Origin of the sequence: Flagellimonas algicida, from assembly GCF_049629585.1 — a bacterium.
GTDB lineage: Bacteria > Bacteroidota > Bacteroidia > Flavobacteriales > Flavobacteriaceae > Flagellimonas.
This window is the reverse complement of sequence record NZ_JBMYIX010000002.1, coordinates 388,846-407,694: the sequence shown is the minus strand read 5'-3', so window position 1 is coordinate 407,694 and position 18,849 is coordinate 388,846. Positions and strand designations below refer to the sequence as shown.

Here is an 18,849-nt window from a genome sequence, read left to right as displayed (position 1 = left end):
TAAAACCAAAAGTTCAAATTTGTTTTTTTTAGAAACTGCCATATCATTATTTATAGGAGCCTTTCTGCTTACTTATTTAACAATCCCAAAGATTATCGGTGTTGTCGAATATAAGCGTTTAATGGATAATCCAAACTCAAGAAGTTCCCATAAAGACAGGACCCCCACCTTGGGGGGAATTTCATTTTTTTATACACTCATCTTCGCATTGTTTTTTATAAAAGGAAAGGCAGAGCATTTGGAATACATGTACATTATACCGGGCCTTACCATCTTATTTATTGTAGGTCTAAAGGATGATATGGTTGTGCTTTCCCCTGGATCAAAACTTATAGCTCAGGTCTTGGCAATATCCTTTGTATTAGTCAATGATAGCTTCGGGATAGAATCCCTAAACGGCTTTCTTAATATCTATGAGATACCCTACTATCTTTATATAGTGATTGCGGGGTTTTTAATGCTGACCATAATTAATTCTTATAATTTAATTGATGGAATAGACGGATTGGCTTCGGTGGTTGGAATTGTGATCATGGTTATCTATACCACTATCTTTTACCTGTCAAATGAATATTTTTTTGCGCTTTTGGCCATTACAATGAATGCCAGTTTAATGTCATTTTTTGGGTTCAACGTTTCCTCAAGTAAAAAGATTTTCATGGGAGATACAGGTTCTTTGATTGTTGGGTTTATTATAAGCATATTAACGTTAAAGTTTTTGGCTTTGGAACCTACAGCATATGGAGAGCTTCCTTTTTTATTGGAAAATGCTCCGCTCATTGCCATAAGCATTCTGATTGTCCCCCTTTTTGACACGGCCCGTGTTTTCACTATTAGAATAGCTAACAAGAGAGGCCCTTTTTCACCTGATAGAAACCACGTACATCATGTTCTTATAGATTTTTGGGGTTTGTCCCATAAACAGGCGAGTTTTATTATAGGGTGTTTTAACATTCTTTTTGTTGTTTTATTCATCATATTGGGAAGCAAGGCCAAAAATTTGGGAATGGTGATCATGCTTGTCAGTGTGGTCATACTATTGGCTTACATTTTCTTCAAGTATAATTACAACTTTACCACTTTAAAGCAGAAAATTTTGTTACGGCGTAAGATTGATGCTTTAAAAGGGAAAAAGGAATCTGTAACAAAAAAGAAAGAAAAGAAAAATTGAAAAAAACCCTTATCACCGGAGCAGCCGGATTCCTAGGTTCACACCTTTGCGATAGATTTATTGCCGAAGGCCACCACGTCATTGGCATGGACAACCTTATTACAGGAGACATGAAGAACATTGAACACCTGTTCCATCTGAAACGGTTTGAGTTTTTCCATCACGATGTGTCCAAATTTGTCCATGTCCCGGGGAGAATGGACTATATCCTCCATTTTGCTTCGCCTGCAAGCCCTATTGACTATTTAAAGATACCCATTGAAACCTTGAAAGTGGGCTCTTTGGGTACATTGAACCTTTTGGGTTTGGCAAGGGACCATAAGGCAAGGGTTTTGGTAGCTTCCACCTCAGAGGTGTACGGAGACCCCTTGGTGCACCCCCAAAATGAGGACTATTATGGTAATGTAAGTCCCATAGGTCCCAGAGGGGTATATGATGAGGCCAAACGCTTTATGGAGTCCATAACCATGGCCTATCACAGACATCATGGATTGGACACCCGTATTGTGCGGATTTTTAATACCTATGGTTCCCGAATGCGGTTGAACGACGGCCGGGTGGTGCCCGCTTTTATGGGCCAGGCCTTACGGGGGGAAGACCTAACGGTTTTTGGCGATGGATCCCAAACACGTTCGTTCACCTATATTGATGACCAAGTAGAAGGAATCTACCGCTTGTTGATGAGTGATTATGTAGAGCCCATCAACATAGGAAACCCAGATGAGACCACTATTCTGGAATTTGCAGAGGAAATCATCAAACTTACCGGGACCGATCAAAAGATCATATTCAAACCCTTGCCACAAGACGATCCCTTGCAACGACAACCCGATATATCCCGGGCCAAGGAAATTTTGGATTGGGAGCCCAAAGTACACCGCTCAGAAGGGCTTAAAAAGGTATTTGAGTACTTTAAATCACTTCCACATGACCAACTGTGGGAATCGCACAGGGAGTTTTTGCCGTAACACCATTGGCCAATTGTCGTATAGAAAAAGTACAGCGACTGAGAAATCTACTGGGTTTATCTCAATATTGAAGTAGTGGAAATTCATGAAATTCGTGTCGAACAGTAAGTTGTAGATCATTTTCCAATAACCCTTAAATTCAATTTGAATTAGGTTATTTTTGCCGAAACTTTTTATCATGAACATTTTGGTCCTGGGGTCTGGTGGAAGAGAGCATGCCATTGCCCTTAAAATTTCACAAAGCCCAAAAACAACCAAGCTATTTGTCGCACCGGGAAATGCCGGTACGGCCAAAATTGCCACGAACGTTGAGGTTGGGGTAAACGACTTTGCCGCTATCAAGGAATTAGTGCTGAAAGAAAGTGTCAACTTGGTAGTTGTTGGACCAGAAGACCCATTGGTGAATGGAGTTCATGACTATTTTCTAAAAGATTCATTACTCAAGCAGGTTCCCGTTATCGGGCCACAAAAAGCGGCGGCCGCTTTGGAGGGCAGTAAGGAGTTTGCCAAAGAGTTCATGATGCGGCACAATATTCCCACGGCAGCGTATCAGAGTTTTACCGGTGATTCCTTGGAAGAAGGCTATGCCTTTTTGGAAACCTTAAACCCACCGTATGTGCTTAAAGCAGATGGTCTGGCGGCAGGAAAGGGCGTATTGATTCTCCAGGATTTGCAAGAAGCCAAGGATGAACTAAAATCCATGTTGCTCGATTCCAAATTTGGAAATGCGAGTGCGACGGTTGTAATCGAAGAGTTTTTAGATGGTATAGAGCTCAGTTGTTTTGTGCTCACAGACGGTAGCAACTACAAAATTCTCCCCACAGCAAAAGACTATAAACGTATTGGGGAAGGGGACACCGGATTGAATACAGGCGGCATGGGCGCCATTTCCCCGGTTCCATTTGCCGATTCGGCCTTTATGGACAAGATTGAGCGTCAAATTGTAAAACCTACCGTAGAGGGGCTTAAAAAAGACAATCTGCCTTATGTGGGATTCATCTTTATCGGATTGATCAAGGTGGGTGATCAGCCCAAGGTCATTGAGTACAATGTACGGATGGGAGATCCAGAAACCGAAGTCGTTATACCCCGTCTTAAAAGCGATTTGGTTGAAGTGCTTTCGGCCATGGCCAATGGAACGTTGGACCAGATTGACCTACAGATTGATGAAAGGGCGGCTACAACAGTTATGGCCGTTTCTGGGGGATATCCCGAGGCTTACGAAAAAGGCAAGGAAATCAGTGGAACTGAAAACATCTATGATTCGATCGTATTCCATGCTGGGACCAAACTGGCCAATGGAAAAGTGGTCACCAATGGAGGGCGTGTCATTGCCATCACCTCCTTTGGGAACGATTTTAGGGAAGCATTGCAGAAATCCTATCAAAACATGGAAAAGCTCAATTTTGATGGGATGTACTACAGAAAAGATCTAGGGTTTGACCTATAGGTAAGAATGGGAGCTTATGCTCTTATCTTCCTCGCCATTGTCGTTGAAGATTTTCAACTGCTTCATCCAATAAATCATGGCGATAAAACCGATGACGAAGAAAATCCAATTGATGGAATTGGCTCCCCACCAGCTGTGCATAAAGCGAAAGAAATCGTAGGGGGCAAAAAGGTGGTTTACAAATAAGTCTTCTATACCGTAAAAAAACTTGCTCATCTTGGCTATATTTACTGTACAAAAGTAGCAAAAGAAAGGATGATTTCAAGCTTTTTCGGCAAAACAAAACCCATAAATTACATTGTCCTATCTGTTTTTTTGGTCCTTTTTTACTTTCTGAACGGTTTTTTTGCATTGGACCCAAGTCCAATCGGCAAGGAAATTCCCTTTGAGTTGCTGGTTCTCTTAACCTTACTTCTAATGGTATTTGCCATAGGCCAGGTTGTCCATATGGAAAAGATTACCGATTCGAATTCGTATACCAAGCTATTTTTTGTGTTGCTTTTGGGAGCCTTTCCCGGGACTTTTGACCAAGAGAACATCATTTTTGCCAACTTTTTCATTCTTTTGGCCATTTGGAGACTGTTGTCCATTAAATCCATCAAAAACGTAAAGCACAAAATTTTTGATGCTTCCTTGCTGATTTGCATTGCAAGCTTTTTTTATGAATGGGCCCTAGCTTTTTTATTGATTGTATTTGTGGTCATTAATATATATGATCGCAAGAATTTCAAAAATTGGTTGATTCCTTTTATGGGCATGGGTACTGTTTTCATTCTTATGTTTGCGCTGTTGCGGATATCCGGTTCAATGAATTTTCTTTGGGACCATTATCGTTTTTCCTTGGAAACCGTTTCTCTTTCAACATTGGGAAACATCGGTGTAAAAACACTTATCTATGTTCTTCTGATTTTGTTGACGGTCTTTGTGGTATTTTTAAAAATGAGAAAAACGGGCGGCGGAAAATTGGTTCAGCTGCGGGTGGTTTTTCTGGCTTTTGTTTTAGGGTTGGTCATAGGCTGGTTTGCAGAAGGGGAAAATCCCGTTGTTCTTTTTACGATTTTCCCGGCCGCAGTCTTCATGGCCAATTATATGGAGTCCATCAGAAGGGCTAAACTCAAAGAAGCTGTTTTGGCCCTTTGTATAGTGGTTCCCATAGTGCTTTTTGGTTTTCAGCTGAATTGGTAAGCCATAAACCAATATCTTTGCCCAAAATATGATGGTCCATGTTCAGTGATTTTGCCTTTACAATTTTTCAGGAAAGTATAGATACCTACCATATCAAGGATGATGTTTATCAAGAGTTCATCAATCCTTATCCAAAGGATAAAGTGGAGCATTTGCTCTATCGGAAAAACTGGATAGATACCGTACAATGGCATTATGAGGACATCATCAGGGACCCGGGAATTGACCCCGTGGCCGCCTTGGACCTGAAACGCAAGATAGATGCGAGCAATCAGGACCGAACAGATTTAGTGGAATATATTGACAGCTACTTTTTGAACAAATACCAATCGGTACAAGTTGATGAAAATGCCACGATCAACACAGAAAGTCCTGCATGGGCCATAGACCGGCTTTCCATTTTGGCCTTAAAGATCTACCATATGCAAGAGGAGGCCAACCGAACCGATGCTTCTCCAGAGCATATCAAAAAATGTAGCGAAAAGCTTGGCGTACTCCTGGAACAAAGAAAAGACCTATCTATCGCCATTGATCAGTTATTGACTGATATTGAAGCGGGGAACAAGTACATGAAAGTCTACAAACAGATGAAGATGTACAACGATGAGGAACTCAATCCGGTGCTCCGTGGACAAAAAGGGTAAATACACCCGAATCCTTGTTGTCCGTCTGTCCGCCATGGGAGATGTGGCCATGACCGTTCCCATACTCCGTTTCCTGACCGACAAGAATCCGCAATTGCAGATCACCGTTCTTACCAAAAAGGCATTCATGCCTATTTTCTCAGGTTTGGAACGAGTGGAAGTCTATGAAGCCGATGTGAAAAAGAAACACAAGGGACTCATGGGTTTATGGCGGTTGTACCAAGAATTGAAACCGCTAAAATTTGAGGCCGTGGCCGATCTGCACAATGTGTTGCGGAGCAGGGTTTTGAAGAAATATTTTGCCCTTGAAGGAATTCCGTTTGTTCAGATAGATAAAGGACGGGCTGAAAAAAAGGCACTTACTCGTTCCAAGAACAAGATCTTTAAATCATTAAAAACAACCCACCAGCGGTATGCCGATGTGTTTGAAAAACTGGGTTTTGCCATTGATCTTTCCAAAACACGGCCAGAGGAGCGCTTGCAACTTTCAGAAAAGGTTTTGGGACTGGTGCAGCAAGACACCAAGAAATGGCTGGGGATTGCTCCCTTTGCGGCGCACGAAGGCAAGATGTACCCTTTGCACCTCACGAAGGAAGTAATTCAACAACTCGATAAAACCAATAGGTATAAAATACTCCTTTTTGGCGGGGGAGCCATGGAGGTGGAAAAATTACAGGAATTGGCAAACTCATTCACCAATACCTTGAATATGGCCGGAAAATTAAATCTGTCGGAAGAATTGGAACTCATTTCCAATTTGGATGTGATGCTGTCCATGGATAGCGGCAATGCCCACTTGGCGACCAATTACGGCATTCCCGTAGTGACCCTCTGGGGAGTTACCCACCCCTATGCCGGATTTTATCCTTTTAACCAGCCTATGGAACATGCGCTTTTGGCAGACCGGGAGCGATATCCGCTGATACCCACCTCGGTGTATGGGAACAAAGTACCCAAAGGGTACGAATCCGTAATGGAAACCATAAAACCTCAAGATGTTGTGGACAGGTTATTGCAGATTCTGGAAGCCTAGGCAGCTGCTTTATGCGCCGCTATGGCATTGAAGTACTGCTTCAACTGCTGAATGTACTGATATTTTAACTGGCCGTTGGTGGAATCCATCATAAGGGAGCGCATGCCCAAAAAGGATGCAATAATATAGGTGGCGGCACCTTCACAATCTACATGGCGGGCAATATGGCCATCCACTTTTCCCCTTTTCAGGACAGATACCAGATTTACTTCCCACACGCTCAGGATACTTTTTAGGTGACTGCTGATTTCTTCGTTGCGCTTGTTGAACTCGGTCAAGAAATCATTCAGCATAAAACCATAGGCCATCTCGTTCTTTTTGCCAGGTTCCAAGGCATTTTCCAAGCTCTCCAAAATGGCGGGCAATGGATCTTCACAATGGTTCAAGGGTTCTACCAATAAGGCATATACCTTCTGCACGATCAAGTTTTGTACAATGTTGATGAAGTAGTCTTCCTTGGATTTAAAATGATGGTAAAAGGCACCTTTGGAAAGGGACAGTTCGTTAAGGATGTCATCCAAACTGGTGTTGTAATAGCCTTTTTCATTAAAGATTTCAAGGCCTTTTCCACACAGGCGGTGCATGGTTTCTCTTCGTTTGAGGGTCATTTGCATAAGATTTGGGTTTAGACTGTTTGGTCGGTTACAAAGATTCCTTGGAATGTGCCCCTGCCAAAGAATTAAAGATGTAGCTGTGCGAAAAATCGGTGAAGTGTTCAAAAACCGATAAAAAACCGGATGCTAAAAAAAGAAACCAGACCGATGGGTCGGTTTAGAGGATGGTTTTTGGGGATGAAAAAGAAAAATATGGGAGACGTTCGTCAATTGATATGGTGTATCCGTTGGGCCATATGGGCCATTCATCAATCTAACAAAGAATTTTTATAAACAATTCGAACCTTTAATATAGTGTCACGGGGATTTCAGAAACTTGAAAATGAGAAATAAAGAATCTAGGGTATGCTAAAAGCAACAGCATGTTTCCTTTTTTTTCTGAATGGGTATTGTCATGCACAATTGATAAGTGGCCACATCTTAAGCAAGGATACAAATGAACCTATTCCATACGCCAACGTAGTTTTTCAAAAGGCAAGAACAGGCACATACTCGGATACAAAAGGTTTTTTTCAAATCTATCTGTCCCAAGTGGAGCATGATACCATGATAATATCTTCGATTGGCCATAGATCCGAAAAGATTCCGGTCAAGATAATAAAAGATGGTGGCACATATAATTATAGCTTGGATAAAGCCATTTTTGATTTGCAAGAGGTTGTGGTCGTTCCCGGGACCAAACTCCGACCAACAAAAGTGCTCCTTGGCCCGGAAAAAGAAGGAAATATAGGGGTTTCTCCGCTTATAGGGCTTGAATACTGCTCTTTTATAGAGAACCGTTACGATCGATCGGTAGAGCTCGAATCTATCATTGTAAAACTAAAAAAGCGCAAAAAAACCAAACAAATAGCTGATATAAGGGTTAAAATTTATGAATATGACCCAATTAATGATAGACCTGGAAAATCCTTGCTCAATGAGAGCATGATCATAGCTCCCAAAAACAGCAATTATACATTGAAGGTGAATGTATCAAACAAAAACATAACAATCCCAAAAGAGGGTATTTGTGTTGGCGTTGAATTTATTAATGGCGAAGAAAATTTTCAAAAAAATGACAAAATAGGTCCTCTTCTTAGATATTCATATTCTGATGGGAAGCAATTGAAAACATGGACAAATTATCACAATGTTGGTTGGAAAAATGGGGTTTTCCAATATAGAAACCATAAAAAGGCCATTCCACTGATCAATGTGGAAGCAACGATATACCTGTAGTGAAAAAGGCTGTTTCATTTTTAATGATTCTCATTGGGGGCATTGGGTTTTCCCAAGAATTGATGTTCAAAGGAAGGATATTGGACGCTTCTACAGGTGAAGCTGTTCCGTATTCAAACCTTGTGGTACTGCATAAAAGACTTGGGGTTTCGTCTGATAAAGATGGAAAATTTGAATTGATTCTGAAAACTATATCAAAAGGAGATTCAATAAAAATATCTTCATTGGGGTACGAGAGCAAGGTAATTCCTCTGGATAAAATAAAATTCGATTCCAATAATCAAATTTATCTAAACGGGAGGAGCACGGACCTAGAGGAAGTTGTGGTGGCCAATACCCCTACATTCTACAACCAAAAAGTAGAACTTGGTTATACAAAAGAAGACCATATTACCTTCACTTCTTTTTTTGGGGATGAGGTGTCAACCCTTATTGAAAACCCCTACAACACAATGGGCAAAATGAAATCTTTGACCCTGTTCCTAAAAAAGACCAAAAAGGCCGATTATACCTCCAAGTTAAACATCAAATTTTATACTTACGACCCCATTGAGCATAGACCTGGTGTTGAAATTCACAAAAGAAACTTGATCATTGACCCAAAAAACAAAAAACAGAAGTTCAATATCAATTTGTTGGAGAAGAACATTGTTTTCCCAAAAAATGGAATCTGTATAGGAGTGGAATGGATCAATGATGAAGGAATAGAACCGAAGTTGTCGTATAGACTTGGCCCTTCTTTGGCATACACAAGAAGTAGCATGAAAGAAAAAACATGGGGAAATTATAGGGGCAAGGGTTGGTACTTAAGGACATTTAAAGATGGTATCCATGTCAATAATGCTTTGATCCAAGTTGAAGTATTGTTGCAAAGCGGTCAAGAAAAGATCAACCCATAAACCACATTGGTCAATTGCCAAGGGGCATTGATCAAGTCTGCACAAATTTTATTACAGGGATTCATCAACTTTATGTTTTGGACGCTTAAATGCAGTGACCAACAATAAGTCTACTAATACTTGATAATCATGAATGGAAATACAGAAAACAAAATCACCGGGAGAAGAAGAAAGTTGCTCCCATGGTGGATGAAAGTATTTATTTGGATTTTTATGTTCACTGGGGCATCTGGAATAGTTGTAGTGCTTTTAGAGGCAATAGGCTCGCCAATACACTTTTGGTTTGTCTCGGAAAGCTCAATTTATGGAATGCAGACCTTTGAGCGGTTCTCACTATTGGGGATTTTCATCAGCACACTGATAATTTTTAAAGGGTATACAGCTTTTGCCATGTGGACCGAAAAAAAACCGGCGATCAAATTGGGGTTGATAGATGCTGTGGTTGGAATAATAGTTTGCATTATAATGATGATCGTTAAGCCAGTTTTTGCTTTGGTTGATGGGATTTGGCAAATGAACCTTCGCTTTGAAATCCTTTTTCTTGTTCCATACTTGATCAAATGTTGGAGGATAAGAAAGTCTTGGCAACAAATACAGGAGCCAGACCATGTAAAAATGGGAACTCCAAGTTAAGGCTGAATTTTAGTCCAGGGGGTCAAAAAAACATGGGCTTCCATCACCAAATGGAATGTGTTATTGGCCTCAAACTTTTTTAGAGCATTTGTTCATGGATCATCATAAAAAATCAGAGGGATGTCACTTGAATTGATACCGGTCCTAGAAATTGGTTGTGGTGATCAAGAAATAGAAATCCCTAGCGATAAGAACCCCGAAATGTGGGAACAATATAATAATGAGTGCCATAAAAAGGCAGGGCTAAAGCCCTATAAAAAAGGGTTGTTTTTTTACAAACTTTCCGATGTTTCAGGGGAAAACCTCACCAAGCTTATACTGGACCATACACAGGAAATGCGGGAAGGAATTTTTGAAAGAGGGCAAATGTGTTCGTTTTTTGGCGGGTATGTTTTACGGGTTGGCCATCAAGATCAATTTTTTCCGCAGTGTTGCGGAGAACTAAGCGATATCTGGTATTGGGAACGGATTGCCATGGAGGAAAACTCATACTGCGAAGGACACCCTGCACCGCAAGTTTCTTTTAAGGAAGGCAAGATCACTTTTGATTTTTCGGTTGGGGAGCTCGATGAAGCGTTCCAACCTAATCCGCCCCGCTTGAAATTATGTGTTGATGGAAAAGAACTAAAAAAAGCAGTGGAAGTGGCCAAGAAGGAGCTTAAAAACTTTGGGCAGCGTCTCAACAAAATCAATGAAGAAAAAGGACTCAACATAGAAAATATTGAGGGATTGCTGATTTGGGACAACGCAAACTATGAATAGAAAAGCATTGATTTAAGATGGACACATATTATTTCCAGGTTTTGGGCAGCCCCGAAGATGGGTTTACTTCATCTGAAATATACCGAAGAAAAGACAACCGGTTGGTGGGCAGAATATTTGAACTGATAGATGGATGGTATATCCAAACAGATGATTTTGATGAACTAAACAACAAAGATTTTGTCCACTGTCTTAATCAAGCCAAAGAAAACCTGAAGCATTATACCAACAGAAAAGGAGCTCATTTTCCAAAGGATTGGACAAGGGGCCAGATATCCCTTTGGCTTATGCAGAGGGATGATGAAAAGTAATCAAAACAAAAAGTGAAGTGTAAGATGATGTGTTACAATCGATATCAAATTAATGAACCGAAGTTTTAAAACAGCAATGATACTGGTAGGACTGGTCATACTCCTTATAGGGGGAGACATATATTTCTTTTTTGGCAATCCCTACCCAAGGCTATCCTTGATCGGGACAGACCATATAGAAAACAGTGAGGAACTATCTGTATTGAACCAGCAACAAGAAGGGACATTTTATCTCATCAAAAAATACAAGTATTCCAAACATATTTGGGCCATAGGCTTTGGCGGTGGAGTGGATCGGACAGATGATTTTTATGGGTTTGGAATCGCCGATGGACAGAAAAAAACCATTTTGCCCCCCAAGTTCCAGTCTGTCCAAGCATACAGGGACTTTCAAACCCAAGAGGTCTACATAAAGTGCTTGCCGTACCCTCCCTATACCACCTATGATGGCTATGAGTACTATAAAATAGAGAACAACACAGCGGTTCCCATAAAAAGCAAACCGTATTACTAAAGATGAAAGAAGAGATTGAATACGGGTTTTGGTTCTGGAGCCATAAACTGAAAGGGATTCTATATATGTTGGCACAACTTTCCAACTACAACTTGGAAGAAACCGAAATGGAAAGTATCAAAGAGGCCTTGACCGGAACCAATGACGAATTAGACCTTTGGGCCAAAAAATGTTTTGTTGGACGACAATACCATTTGGATTTGCAACTTGCGTACGACGCTGAACAAAAATCGGAAATGATCCATACTAAGCATAAAACGGATTACGGGTTAAAACAAAAATTGGAAGTTTTAGACCTGTTCCAGTGTATGTTCAAAACGCTTGAAATGGAAAACGAAACAAAACAGTACAACAATAAAGATGAGTAAAGAGGTTTATAACTGGCTTGTAAAAGAAGGAGACTTGGTCATTTTCAAGAGTGGAGATCATTTACACGTATCGTTGAACAACTGCAACGAAGGGAAATGTCTTTTGACCAAAATGGACACTATCGAAATCATTGGAGTTTTCACCAAAATTGCACAAGAGATATGGGAAAGTGAAGGGTACATAAAAAAGCCGTATTTGAAAAACCTGTTTACGGAAAAGCAAGGCAACTATTCGTGGGACATTGATGGAACCGAACTGGCCATAGGCCCAGCAAAGGAAGGTGAAGAAATACAAATAGCTTACGATGGCAATAATGAATTGGACATCGAAATCAATTATGCGGTGGAAATGATACAGATCATGCAGTTTTTAATCAAAGACAAAGGCAACTGATCAATACGCAACATAATTCAACAGCAATACTCGCAGTTAAGCCACCGTCCCTTGGCAACTGCTTCCCGCCCCGGCCGTACAGCCATAGCAATGTTGCGAGATCACAATGTTGCGGTCGTTCAACACCTCCTCGTTATAATCCTTGATGTGCTTTACCTTGCTGGCCACCTTTAGGCCCAGCATCTGGTTAAAGTCGCAATCGTAGAGCCAACCATCCCAACTCACCGAAATGGTATTGGTGCACATCACATTTTCTACAGCCGCAGGGTTATAGGCCTCCACCAAAGAATACATATAATCCTCATAGTTGTCCGAAGCGATGAGGTAATCCAAAAATCGGGAAATGGGCAGATTGGTAATGGCGAACAGATTGTGGAACTCAATATTGAAATCCTCCTTCAATGCCTTTTTAAAATCACGCTCCATGGCCGCTTGGTCACTGGGCAGAAATGCCCCCGAGGGATTATAGACCAAATCCAATCGCAAATCACTGTCTGGCATGCCATAGCCCACGGCATTGAGTTGTTGTAATGCCTCAATGGATTTATCGAATACCCCATCCCCACGCTGCTTGTCCGTTTTGCCCCGGGTATAGTGCGGCATGGAAGATACTACATGTACATTGTGTTTTTTGAAAAACTCCGGTAGGTCATGGTATTTTTTATTGGCCCGGATGATGGTGAGATTGGAGCGTACAATAAAATCTTTTATGCCCGCTTTGGAAGCTTCTTCCACAAACCATCTAAAATTGGGATTCATTTCGGGGGCACCACCGGTAAGGTCCAAGGTATGCGCCCCAGTGTTTCGGATGACCTCCAAACACTGTTCCATGGTCTCACGGGTCATGATTTCCTTGCGGTCCGGTCCGGCATCCACATGGCAGTGCTCACAGACTTGGTTGCACATATACCCTACATTGATCTGTAAAATCTCCAACGCTTTGGGTCGGAGGGGGGAATGGCCAATTTCAGCTATCTTATCCTTAAAATAGGGTAGCTCCCCATCGGCAAATAGCTCTCCATTTAGGATTTCCATTTGCCGATCGGTATGGGCCAGTTCATTTTCACGGGCCTTAAGGGATTTTTTTGCTGCTTTTTTAAGCTGTGGCATAATGCTTTCCGCCATGGTTATAGGTTTACATGGATAATTTGTTGTACTTGTTCATCATCTGGACCCCGTGGACCAGGGTAGCGCCACTTTCTATGGCAGCTCCGGCGTGTACGGCTTCCATCATTTCTTCTTTGGTGATGCCTCGTTGCAGGCCATCTTTGGTATAAGCATCAATACAATACGGGCATTTGACCACATGGGCCACGGCTAGCGCTATCAAGGATTTTTCACGGGCAGAAAGTGCCCCTTCTTCAAAGACTTTTCCGTAGTAGTCAAAGAATTTGTTTCCGAGTTCTTCGCTCCATTCTGTGATGTTGCCAAATTTGCGTAGGTCCGCTGGGTCGTAATATGAGTTTGCCATGTTTTGTTTTTTAGTGGTTTAAAAATGTACGCCTCCCATGGGTAGGGATAGGCATAAAAAAGTAAGTAAGGATGTATCCAAGCACTTACACTTGGGCGACAAATGTTGGGAAAGGAAATAACGGAGAACCCTTGTTGAAAGGGATGTCCAGAAAATTGGTTTTGAATACCTTCTTGTGGATATTGTCAATAGCCATTTTTTGATGAAAGATGATGGAAAAAAGAGCCAACCACCTTTTGGCCAAGGTTTTGGTAAAATTGGAAAGTCGCTTGATGTCCCTTTTCGAATCCACATCGATCAATACGTTCAACAAGGCAACGGGTTCATCTTTGGAGGCAAAATAGGCCTGCGTTTCCTTGAGTAGGGAAGGCGATTGCCATGGCAAGGCCTGAAATTGCTCCGGGTTGAACTGGCCAAGATGGAGCCCAATAAGATAAAAACCACCATCCATGGTTGGGCCCAAAACGGATTTTCCATATTGGAGTAATCGGTGTGCCTCGAGCAGGTGCTGGGTTTTCAATTGAGGGCTGTCGTTCCCTATGGCAATCACATGGGCATAGCCTTTATCAAAAACCGATTGTAGGGCATGGGTAAAACGTTCCCCAAAAGTATTGCCTTGTTGTTCTTTTTCCGTAAAATGATAATATGGTAGGCCGGAAGTTTTGGCAATACCCAAGGTTTGCGTGGTCAGAGTTTCAAAGAAACTGGCATCCCCATCTATTTTTTTGATACCACTATCCCATTTCGCTGAATTTGCGAAAACAAGAATGGCGGTATTTTGAATGGGCCTTAGGGACAAATCAACCAAATAATTATCCTAAACTTACAATAATCTTAGCATAGAATTTGGTCGTTGGATGCTATTTTTGATTACATTTTCGAACAGGAAAACTAAAATTTAACATACCGACCCATGAGTCGGTTTTGATAATCAGGCCATTATCTTTTTGAGGATTAAAATCGAGAAACTCTCGACAAGCTACCCAAAACAGATGGCTTGAAGGTAAAAACAGACCAGAGGGTCGGTAAATGGAGCCCTGTTTATCCGTAAAACTAACCTCCAAAATGCGCTAAAAATGGATGTGGCACAGACAAAATCAGTAGGCTTGGTACTCTCAGGAGGAGGTGTACGCGGAATGGCCCATATTGGATTGATCAAGGCCATGCGGGAACATGGAGTAGAGGCAAACCTTGTGGCTGGTTCAAGTGTTGGGGCTTTGGTAGGGGCGTTGTACGCCAATGGCAACTCGGTGGAGAGTATGTTGAGCTTTTTTAGGGAGACACCACTGTTTCAATATAGCTTTTTTGCCATCAACAAACCCGGATTTATAGACACGGAACGCTATATCAAAATCTTTAAGGGCTATTTCCCTGAAAATACGTTCGAGAGTCTGGGCAAACCCCTTTATGTGGTCGCCACCAATCTGTTAAAGGGAGAGGAGCGGATGTTCAACCGAGGGGAGTTGATCAAACCTTTACTGGCCTCAGCGGCCTTGACCCCGGTTTTTAGTCCAGTGGACATTGATGGGGTGCTCTATGCCGATGGGGGCATCATGAACAACTTTCCAAAGGAGTATGTGGATGAGCATGCTTCATACATTATTGGCAGTAATGTCTCCATAGCGGCTGAAGTACGCAAGAACGACCTTAAAAATTCCCTGCAGCTGGCCGGAAGGGTCACCAGTTTGATGATTTATGCCTCCAACCGGGTAAAATTGGCCGAATGCAACATTTCCATCGAACCCAAGGAGTTGGACAAAATTGGGGTTTTGGACAAAAAAGGAATAGAGAATGCCTTTACCATAGGCTATGACCATGGCAGTAGGGCCATGGAGAGAATGTTGTCAACCCAATAAATTACACATCGTCATAATCCACCACAAGCTTAGGCGTCAAGGGGTGGGCCTGACAGGTCAAGATCAAGCCTTCGGCCACTTCGCCATCGGTGAGGATTTGATTTTTCACCATTTCTGCCTTTCCTTCCTTGATGCGGGCAATGCAACTGCTGCACACGCCTCCTTGGCATGAATAAGGGGCATCTATATCCTCATTCAGGACAGCATCCAGCACCAATTTCTTTTTATCCATGCTGAATGAAAAGGTCTCATCGTCCAAAATGACCTCCACTTGGGTCATTCCTTCCAAGCTTTCAGCCATTTCATCTTCAGTGTCGGCACTGGTGAACAATTCAAAATGAATACGATCCCCATCAACGCCATTGTTCTTCAAGGTATCCGAAACGGCATGGATCATATCTTCTGGCCCACATAGGTAAAAGGCATCAAAAGCGGTATCCTTGAACTTGTTCTTTACCACAAAGTTTATGGTGGAAGTGTCTATTCGGCCAAAAAGGGCATCATTTTCCCTAGATCGGCTGTAGATATACTGAACAAAAAACCTATTGGTATATTGCTCTTTTAGCTCTTGTATTTTCTGAAAGTACATGGTCTCTTCGGGGGACTGATTCCCAAAAACCAAAACAAAAATGTTCTCTGGATGGTTTTCCAAAACGGTTTGAGCAATGCTCATGATGGGGGTTATTCCACTCCCGGCGGCAAATGCGGCCACATTTTTTGGTAGGTCATCCGTATGAAATACAAAGCGGCCTTCTGGAGGTAGTACATCCAACACATCACCAGCCTTTAAGGATTCATTGGCATAGACAGAAAATGTACCTTCCGGCATTTTTTTAATGCCCACGGTCAGTTTCCCGGAAGAAGGGGCCGAAGAAATGGAATAGGCCCTGCGGAGTTCCTTTCCGTTGAGCTGATGTTTTATGGTAATGTATTGTCCTGCTTCGTAAGCATATACATCCTTAAGATTTTCTGGAACTTCAAAAGTGAGGGCTACTGCGTTCGGGGTCAATGCATCCACTGCGGTAATCTGCAATGCGTGGGAATCGCTCATAAAAAACAATTTTGCTGCAAAATTAAGCATTCATGACATTCTTGGATGGAAAATTTTGAAAGTATTGTATGAGTCTTCACAAAACCCAAAGGAAAAAGAAACATTTTGATCTTTTTGTCAACCGAAAGCACCGTTTCATCAATCCACAGTATGCATCCATCAATTCCCTACCTCATAAACGCCTGTTTTTGCCTTGTTTTATGGTTTCAATCAGATACACACAAATTAATTGTTATGAGAAAATATAGATATTTAAGGAATCTTGTACTGCTTGTAATTTTGATTGTACAAGCCTGCGGCAAAGACGATTCGCCAAATCCTGATTCAAATCCAACAAATGGAACACCGATCATAAAGGCACAAACATTCAATGTTCTTGAGGACATGGGTCCAGGGGTTATTGACAATGTTTTGGCTTCCGACCCCGATGATGATGCAATTACCTTTTCCATTACCACCAATTCCTCAGACCTATTCAACATTTCTGAAAATGGGGAATTAAGCTTGGCATCAGGCAAAGCACTGGATTATGAAACTGAAACTTCGCATCAACTTATTGTGGAAGTAACCGATGGGGAAAACTCTGCAAATGCGACCATAACCATAAATGTGGACAATGTGCGCGATGAACCCTTTGTTACCACTTGGGAAGTTGGCGCAGGGGATACCCTTGTAATTCCAACAGGTGGAGACTACACTTACAGTTGTACCATTGATTGGGGAGATGGCACCGTGGAAACCATAACCTCAAATACCCCGGAGCATACTTATGACGCTGATGGAAACTATACCGTTTCAATCGGTGTGGGTTTCCCAAGTATTGAAATGAAGGACAGTAGTAGTTCCAGAGATAAACTTACAAGCATTGAACAATGGGGTGAGATCGAGTGGGAAAAACTTGAAAATGCATTTTATTTTTGCCAGAATATGGTTGTAAAAGCAACGGATGCCCCAGACCTTTCCAAGGTAACTAGCCTTGAAGCGATGTTCTATGGTGCGATCTCTTTTACGGGCAATCTCAACAATTGGGATGTAAGCAATGTTACAAACATGGCAGAGATGTTTCAGTTTGCTATATTGTTCAACAGTGATTTGAACAATTGGGATGTAAGTAAGGTCACGGATATGAGTTATATGTTCAATGAAGCAGAATCATTTAATGGTGATATATCCAATTGGACAGTAACCAGTGTGGAAAATATGAGAGGAATGTTCACAACTGCTCAAGCATTCAATCAAAACCTGAATTTATGGAAGGTGGAAAAGGTGACAAATATGGCTTTTATGTTCTCTTCTGCTACAATATTTAATGGTGACATAAGCGATTGGGAGGTAAGTGCTGTAACAGATATGCAAGATATGTTTTCCTATGCCAATTCATTTGCCCAAGACTTAAGTTCATGGAAGGTAGGTGAAGTTACAAACATGAATGCAATGTTCACTTATGCTACGAGTTTTAATTCAGACCTATCAGGGTGGGATGTCCAAAAAGTGACCGATATGAGTGTCATGTTCAGTGATGCAACCAGTTTTAATGCAAATCTCTCTAGCTGGGAGGTAGATGCTGTAACAGATATGTGGGGCATGTTTAGGAATGCTGAGAGCTTTGACCATAATTTGGGTGATTGGAACATTGAAAATGTAGTTGATATGGCACAAATGCTGAATGAATCAGGACTTTCCATAGAGAATTATGACAATACCCTAATAGGTTGGGCCGATTAAGTTAATGCCCCTAACGACCTTGTTTTAGGCGCAGACCAACTTCAATATTGCAATGGGGAGGCAGCAAGAAATGCCTTGTTGGGTAAAGGATGGCAAATTGAAGGGGATAACATATCCTGTAATAATTAGATTAGCCTTGCCAACTAAATTAAAAATAGGCAGTCAAGAACACTTATTTGGGGTTTCTTGACTGCCTTTATTTACATTATTGTCCCATCATTGAAGTATCATAATGGAAACTGGCTTTAGTGATTTTTCCATTCTCCACTTGGTAGAGGCAGATTTCTTCCATGTCCATACGGTTGCCATCTTTAAAAGTAACATCACTGGTCATGGGTACGGCAAAGTGGTTGCCCACCACTACGGGATCACCAACACTGCCTCCATGGGTTTCCTGTATACTTTCGCCCCATTGTTTAAAACCTTCCAGAATGTTGTCAAGACCCTCGGTCACCTCATTGGGCATTCCGGGCATTTCAACACTTACGGCATCTTGTGCGTATAGGCTGTAGGCTTCATTGAACTTACCCTCCCGGCAGAAGGCCACTAATTTGTCTGCAATTTCTTGTGTGTTCATGTTTG

At 41.7% G+C, this 18,849-nt stretch carries 23 protein-coding genes; 16 read left to right on the top strand and 7 right to left on the bottom strand.

What is annotated here, in order from left to right; all coding sequences use genetic code 11:
• Positions 1-19: 19 nt before the first annotated feature.
• The 3 genes from ACPD8L_RS10715 (at position 20) to purD (ending at position 3,589) form a co-directional block, all read left to right on the top strand.
• Complete coding sequence (locus tag ACPD8L_RS10715) at positions 20-1,171, top strand: glycosyltransferase family 4 protein (RefSeq protein WP_293303652.1); 1,152 nt, start codon at positions 20-22, stop codon at positions 1,169-1,171.
• Positions 1,168-2,139 (top strand): UDP-glucuronic acid decarboxylase family protein, encoded by a 972-nt coding sequence (locus ACPD8L_RS10710; RefSeq protein ID WP_423943322.1) that lies wholly within the window; start codon positions 1,168-1,170, stop codon positions 2,137-2,139. The genes ACPD8L_RS10715 and ACPD8L_RS10710 overlap by 4 nt, the downstream gene beginning before the upstream one ends.
• 178 nt (positions 2,140-2,317) lie before the next feature.
• Positions 2,318-3,589, top strand: a complete 1,272-nt coding sequence (purD, locus tag ACPD8L_RS10705) for a phosphoribosylamine--glycine ligase (protein ID WP_423943320.1) — start codon at positions 2,318-2,320, stop codon at positions 3,587-3,589.
• Here purD and ACPD8L_RS10700 read toward each other — a convergent pair.
• On the bottom strand, positions 3,584-3,805 hold the full coding sequence (locus ACPD8L_RS10700) for a DUF6341 family protein (protein WP_116216695.1): 222 nt from the start codon (positions 3,803-3,805) through the stop codon (positions 3,584-3,586). The genes purD and ACPD8L_RS10700 overlap by 6 nt on opposite strands.
• 39 nt (positions 3,806-3,844) lie before the next feature.
• Between ACPD8L_RS10700 and ACPD8L_RS10695 the strand changes: the two genes are divergently transcribed.
• From ACPD8L_RS10695 to ACPD8L_RS10685, 3 genes are read left to right on the top strand one after another with little or no spacing between them, the layout of a single operon-like run.
• Positions 3,845-4,774, top strand: coding sequence for a DUF6427 family protein (locus ACPD8L_RS10695; protein WP_423943319.1), 930 nt, complete (start codon positions 3,845-3,847; stop codon positions 4,772-4,774).
• 38 nt (positions 4,775-4,812) lie between these two features.
• Positions 4,813-5,418, top strand: coding sequence for a DUF4254 domain-containing protein (locus ACPD8L_RS10690; RefSeq protein ID WP_423943317.1), 606 nt, complete (start codon positions 4,813-4,815; stop codon positions 5,416-5,418).
• Positions 5,378-6,451, top strand: coding sequence for a glycosyltransferase family 9 protein (locus ACPD8L_RS10685; RefSeq protein WP_423943316.1), 1,074 nt, complete (start codon positions 5,378-5,380; stop codon positions 6,449-6,451). The genes ACPD8L_RS10690 and ACPD8L_RS10685 overlap by 41 nt, the downstream gene beginning before the upstream one ends.
• Here ACPD8L_RS10685 and ACPD8L_RS10680 read toward each other — a convergent pair.
• Positions 6,448-7,059, bottom strand: a complete 612-nt coding sequence (locus ACPD8L_RS10680) for a TetR/AcrR family transcriptional regulator (RefSeq protein ID WP_423943314.1) — start codon at positions 7,057-7,059, stop codon at positions 6,448-6,450. The two genes, ACPD8L_RS10685 and ACPD8L_RS10680, sit on opposite strands and share 4 nt — an antisense overlap.
• Before the next feature lie 351 nt (positions 7,060-7,410).
• Here ACPD8L_RS10680 and ACPD8L_RS10675 point away from each other — a divergent pair, with 351 nt between their 5' ends.
• The 8 genes from ACPD8L_RS10675 to ACPD8L_RS10640 all read left to right on the top strand — a co-directional run bounded on the left by ACPD8L_RS10675 (position 7,411) and on the right by ACPD8L_RS10640 (position 12,164).
• On the top strand, positions 7,411-8,283 hold the full coding sequence (locus ACPD8L_RS10675) for a carboxypeptidase-like regulatory domain-containing protein (protein ID WP_293303646.1): 873 nt from the start codon (positions 7,411-7,413) through the stop codon (positions 8,281-8,283).
• Entirely contained in the window at positions 8,283-9,182 is a 900-nt protein-coding gene (locus tag ACPD8L_RS10670; protein ID WP_293303645.1) for a carboxypeptidase-like regulatory domain-containing protein, read from the top strand. The genes ACPD8L_RS10675 and ACPD8L_RS10670 overlap by 1 nt, the downstream gene beginning before the upstream one ends.
• 129 nt (positions 9,183-9,311) lie before the next feature.
• On the top strand, positions 9,312-9,815 hold the full coding sequence (locus tag ACPD8L_RS10665; RefSeq protein ID WP_421810428.1) for a hypothetical protein: 504 nt from the start codon (positions 9,312-9,314) through the stop codon (positions 9,813-9,815).
• A gap of 120 nt (positions 9,816-9,935) precedes the next feature.
• Positions 9,936-10,577, top strand: a complete 642-nt coding sequence (locus tag ACPD8L_RS10660; protein ID WP_421810429.1) for a hypothetical protein — start codon at positions 9,936-9,938, stop codon at positions 10,575-10,577.
• 17 nt (positions 10,578-10,594) lie between these two features.
• Positions 10,595-10,888: a hypothetical protein gene (locus ACPD8L_RS10655; protein ID WP_421810430.1), complete on the top strand. Its 294-nt coding sequence runs from the start codon at positions 10,595-10,597 to the stop codon at positions 10,886-10,888.
• 76 nt (positions 10,889-10,964) lie between these two features.
• Positions 10,965-11,402 carry a hypothetical protein gene (locus ACPD8L_RS10650; RefSeq protein WP_421810431.1) on the top strand — a complete coding sequence of 146 codons (438 nt, stop codon included), beginning with the start codon at positions 10,965-10,967 and terminating at the stop codon, positions 11,400-11,402.
• Positions 11,403-11,404: 2 nt separating this feature from the next.
• Complete coding sequence (locus ACPD8L_RS10645) at positions 11,405-11,770, top strand: hypothetical protein (protein WP_423943311.1); 366 nt, start codon at positions 11,405-11,407, stop codon at positions 11,768-11,770.
• A complete protein-coding gene (locus tag ACPD8L_RS10640; protein WP_423943310.1) occupies positions 11,763-12,164 on the top strand; it encodes a hypothetical protein in 402 nt (133 codons plus the stop codon). The genes ACPD8L_RS10645 and ACPD8L_RS10640 overlap by 8 nt, the downstream gene beginning before the upstream one ends.
• A 36-nt stretch (positions 12,165-12,200) precedes the next feature.
• Here the strand turns inward: ACPD8L_RS10640 and arsS are convergent, their stop codons facing one another.
• The 3 genes from arsS to ACPD8L_RS10625 form a co-directional block, all read right to left on the bottom strand.
• Positions 12,201-13,289 carry an arsenosugar biosynthesis radical SAM (seleno)protein ArsS gene (arsS, locus tag ACPD8L_RS10635; RefSeq protein ID WP_423943309.1) on the bottom strand — a complete coding sequence of 363 codons (1,089 nt, stop codon included), beginning with the start codon at positions 13,287-13,289 and terminating at the stop codon, positions 12,201-12,203.
• A gap of 10 nt (positions 13,290-13,299) precedes the next feature.
• Complete coding sequence (locus ACPD8L_RS10630; protein ID WP_136564998.1) at positions 13,300-13,635, bottom strand: arsenosugar biosynthesis-associated peroxidase-like protein; 336 nt, start codon at positions 13,633-13,635, stop codon at positions 13,300-13,302.
• Positions 13,636-13,720: 85 nt separating this feature from the next.
• The gene (locus tag ACPD8L_RS10625; protein ID WP_423943307.1) at positions 13,721-14,434 is read right to left on the bottom strand and encodes a TIGR04282 family arsenosugar biosynthesis glycosyltransferase; all 714 of its coding nucleotides are present in this window, start codon (positions 14,432-14,434) and stop codon (positions 13,721-13,723) included.
• A 277-nt stretch (positions 14,435-14,711) separates the two neighbouring features.
• Here ACPD8L_RS10625 and ACPD8L_RS10620 point away from each other — a divergent pair, with 277 nt between their 5' ends.
• Positions 14,712-15,491, top strand: coding sequence for a patatin-like phospholipase family protein (locus ACPD8L_RS10620; RefSeq protein ID WP_423943305.1), 780 nt, complete (start codon positions 14,712-14,714; stop codon positions 15,489-15,491).
• Position 15,492: 1 nt separating this feature from the next.
• Here the strand turns inward: ACPD8L_RS10620 and ACPD8L_RS10615 are convergent, their stop codons facing one another.
• A complete protein-coding gene (locus tag ACPD8L_RS10615) occupies positions 15,493-16,542 on the bottom strand; it encodes a 2Fe-2S iron-sulfur cluster-binding protein (RefSeq protein WP_293303635.1) in 1,050 nt (349 codons plus the stop codon).
• A 234-nt stretch (positions 16,543-16,776) separates the two neighbouring features.
• Here ACPD8L_RS10615 and ACPD8L_RS10610 point away from each other — a divergent pair, with 234 nt between their 5' ends.
• Positions 16,777-18,267, top strand: a complete 1,491-nt coding sequence (locus tag ACPD8L_RS10610) for a BspA family leucine-rich repeat surface protein (RefSeq protein WP_423943303.1) — start codon at positions 16,777-16,779, stop codon at positions 18,265-18,267.
• Between the two features lie 205 nt (positions 18,268-18,472).
• On the opposite strand, the gene ACPD8L_RS10605 is transcribed toward ACPD8L_RS10610, so the two are convergent.
• The gene (locus ACPD8L_RS10605) at positions 18,473-18,844 is read right to left on the bottom strand and encodes a SnoaL-like domain-containing protein (protein ID WP_116216711.1); all 372 of its coding nucleotides are present in this window, start codon (positions 18,842-18,844) and stop codon (positions 18,473-18,475) included.
• Positions 18,845-18,849: the final 5 nt, after the last annotated feature.

What these genes read in the sequence shown, in the direction of transcription:
- ACPD8L_RS10665 (WP_421810428.1), top strand. Translation starts at nt 9,312, where the DNA reads ATGAATGGAAATACAGAAAACAAAATCACCGGGAGAAGAAGAAAGTTG.
- ACPD8L_RS10615 (WP_293303635.1), bottom strand. Translation starts at nt 16,542, where the DNA reads ATGAGCGATTCCCACGCATTGCAGATTACCGCAGTGGATGCATTGACC.
- ACPD8L_RS10655 (WP_421810430.1), top strand. Translation starts at nt 10,595, where the DNA reads ATGGACACATATTATTTCCAGGTTTTGGGCAGCCCCGAAGATGGGTTT.
- ACPD8L_RS10650 (WP_421810431.1), top strand. Translation starts at nt 10,965, where the DNA reads ATGATACTGGTAGGACTGGTCATACTCCTTATAGGGGGAGACATATAT.
- ACPD8L_RS10630 (WP_136564998.1), bottom strand. Translation starts at nt 13,635, where the DNA reads ATGGCAAACTCATATTACGACCCAGCGGACCTACGCAAATTTGGCAAC.
- ACPD8L_RS10675 (WP_293303646.1), top strand. Translation starts at nt 7,411, where the DNA reads ATGCTAAAAGCAACAGCATGTTTCCTTTTTTTTCTGAATGGGTATTGT.
- ACPD8L_RS10605 (WP_116216711.1), bottom strand. Translation starts at nt 18,844, where the DNA reads ATGAACACACAAGAAATTGCAGACAAATTAGTGGCCTTCTGCCGGGAG.
- ACPD8L_RS10640 (WP_423943310.1), top strand. Translation starts at nt 11,763, where the DNA reads ATGAGTAAAGAGGTTTATAACTGGCTTGTAAAAGAAGGAGACTTGGTC.
- ACPD8L_RS10695 (WP_423943319.1), top strand. Translation starts at nt 3,845, where the DNA reads ATGATTTCAAGCTTTTTCGGCAAAACAAAACCCATAAATTACATTGTC.
- ACPD8L_RS10680 (WP_423943314.1), bottom strand. Translation starts at nt 7,059, where the DNA reads ATGACCCTCAAACGAAGAGAAACCATGCACCGCCTGTGTGGAAAAGGC.
- ACPD8L_RS10690 (WP_423943317.1), top strand. Translation starts at nt 4,813, where the DNA reads ATGTTCAGTGATTTTGCCTTTACAATTTTTCAGGAAAGTATAGATACC.
- ACPD8L_RS10660 (WP_421810429.1), top strand. Translation starts at nt 9,936, where the DNA reads ATGTCACTTGAATTGATACCGGTCCTAGAAATTGGTTGTGGTGATCAA.
- ACPD8L_RS10700 (WP_116216695.1), bottom strand. Translation starts at nt 3,805, where the DNA reads ATGAGCAAGTTTTTTTACGGTATAGAAGACTTATTTGTAAACCACCTT.
- purD (WP_423943320.1), top strand. Translation starts at nt 2,318, where the DNA reads ATGAACATTTTGGTCCTGGGGTCTGGTGGAAGAGAGCATGCCATTGCC.
- ACPD8L_RS10685 (WP_423943316.1), top strand. Translation starts at nt 5,378, where the DNA reads ATGAGGAACTCAATCCGGTGCTCCGTGGACAAAAAGGGTAAATACACC.
- ACPD8L_RS10610 (WP_423943303.1), top strand. Translation starts at nt 16,777, where the DNA reads ATGAGAAAATATAGATATTTAAGGAATCTTGTACTGCTTGTAATTTTG.
- ACPD8L_RS10620 (WP_423943305.1), top strand. Translation starts at nt 14,712, where the DNA reads ATGGATGTGGCACAGACAAAATCAGTAGGCTTGGTACTCTCAGGAGGA.
- ACPD8L_RS10645 (WP_423943311.1), top strand. Translation starts at nt 11,405, where the DNA reads ATGAAAGAAGAGATTGAATACGGGTTTTGGTTCTGGAGCCATAAACTG.
- arsS (WP_423943309.1), bottom strand. Translation starts at nt 13,289, where the DNA reads ATGGCGGAAAGCATTATGCCACAGCTTAAAAAAGCAGCAAAAAAATCC.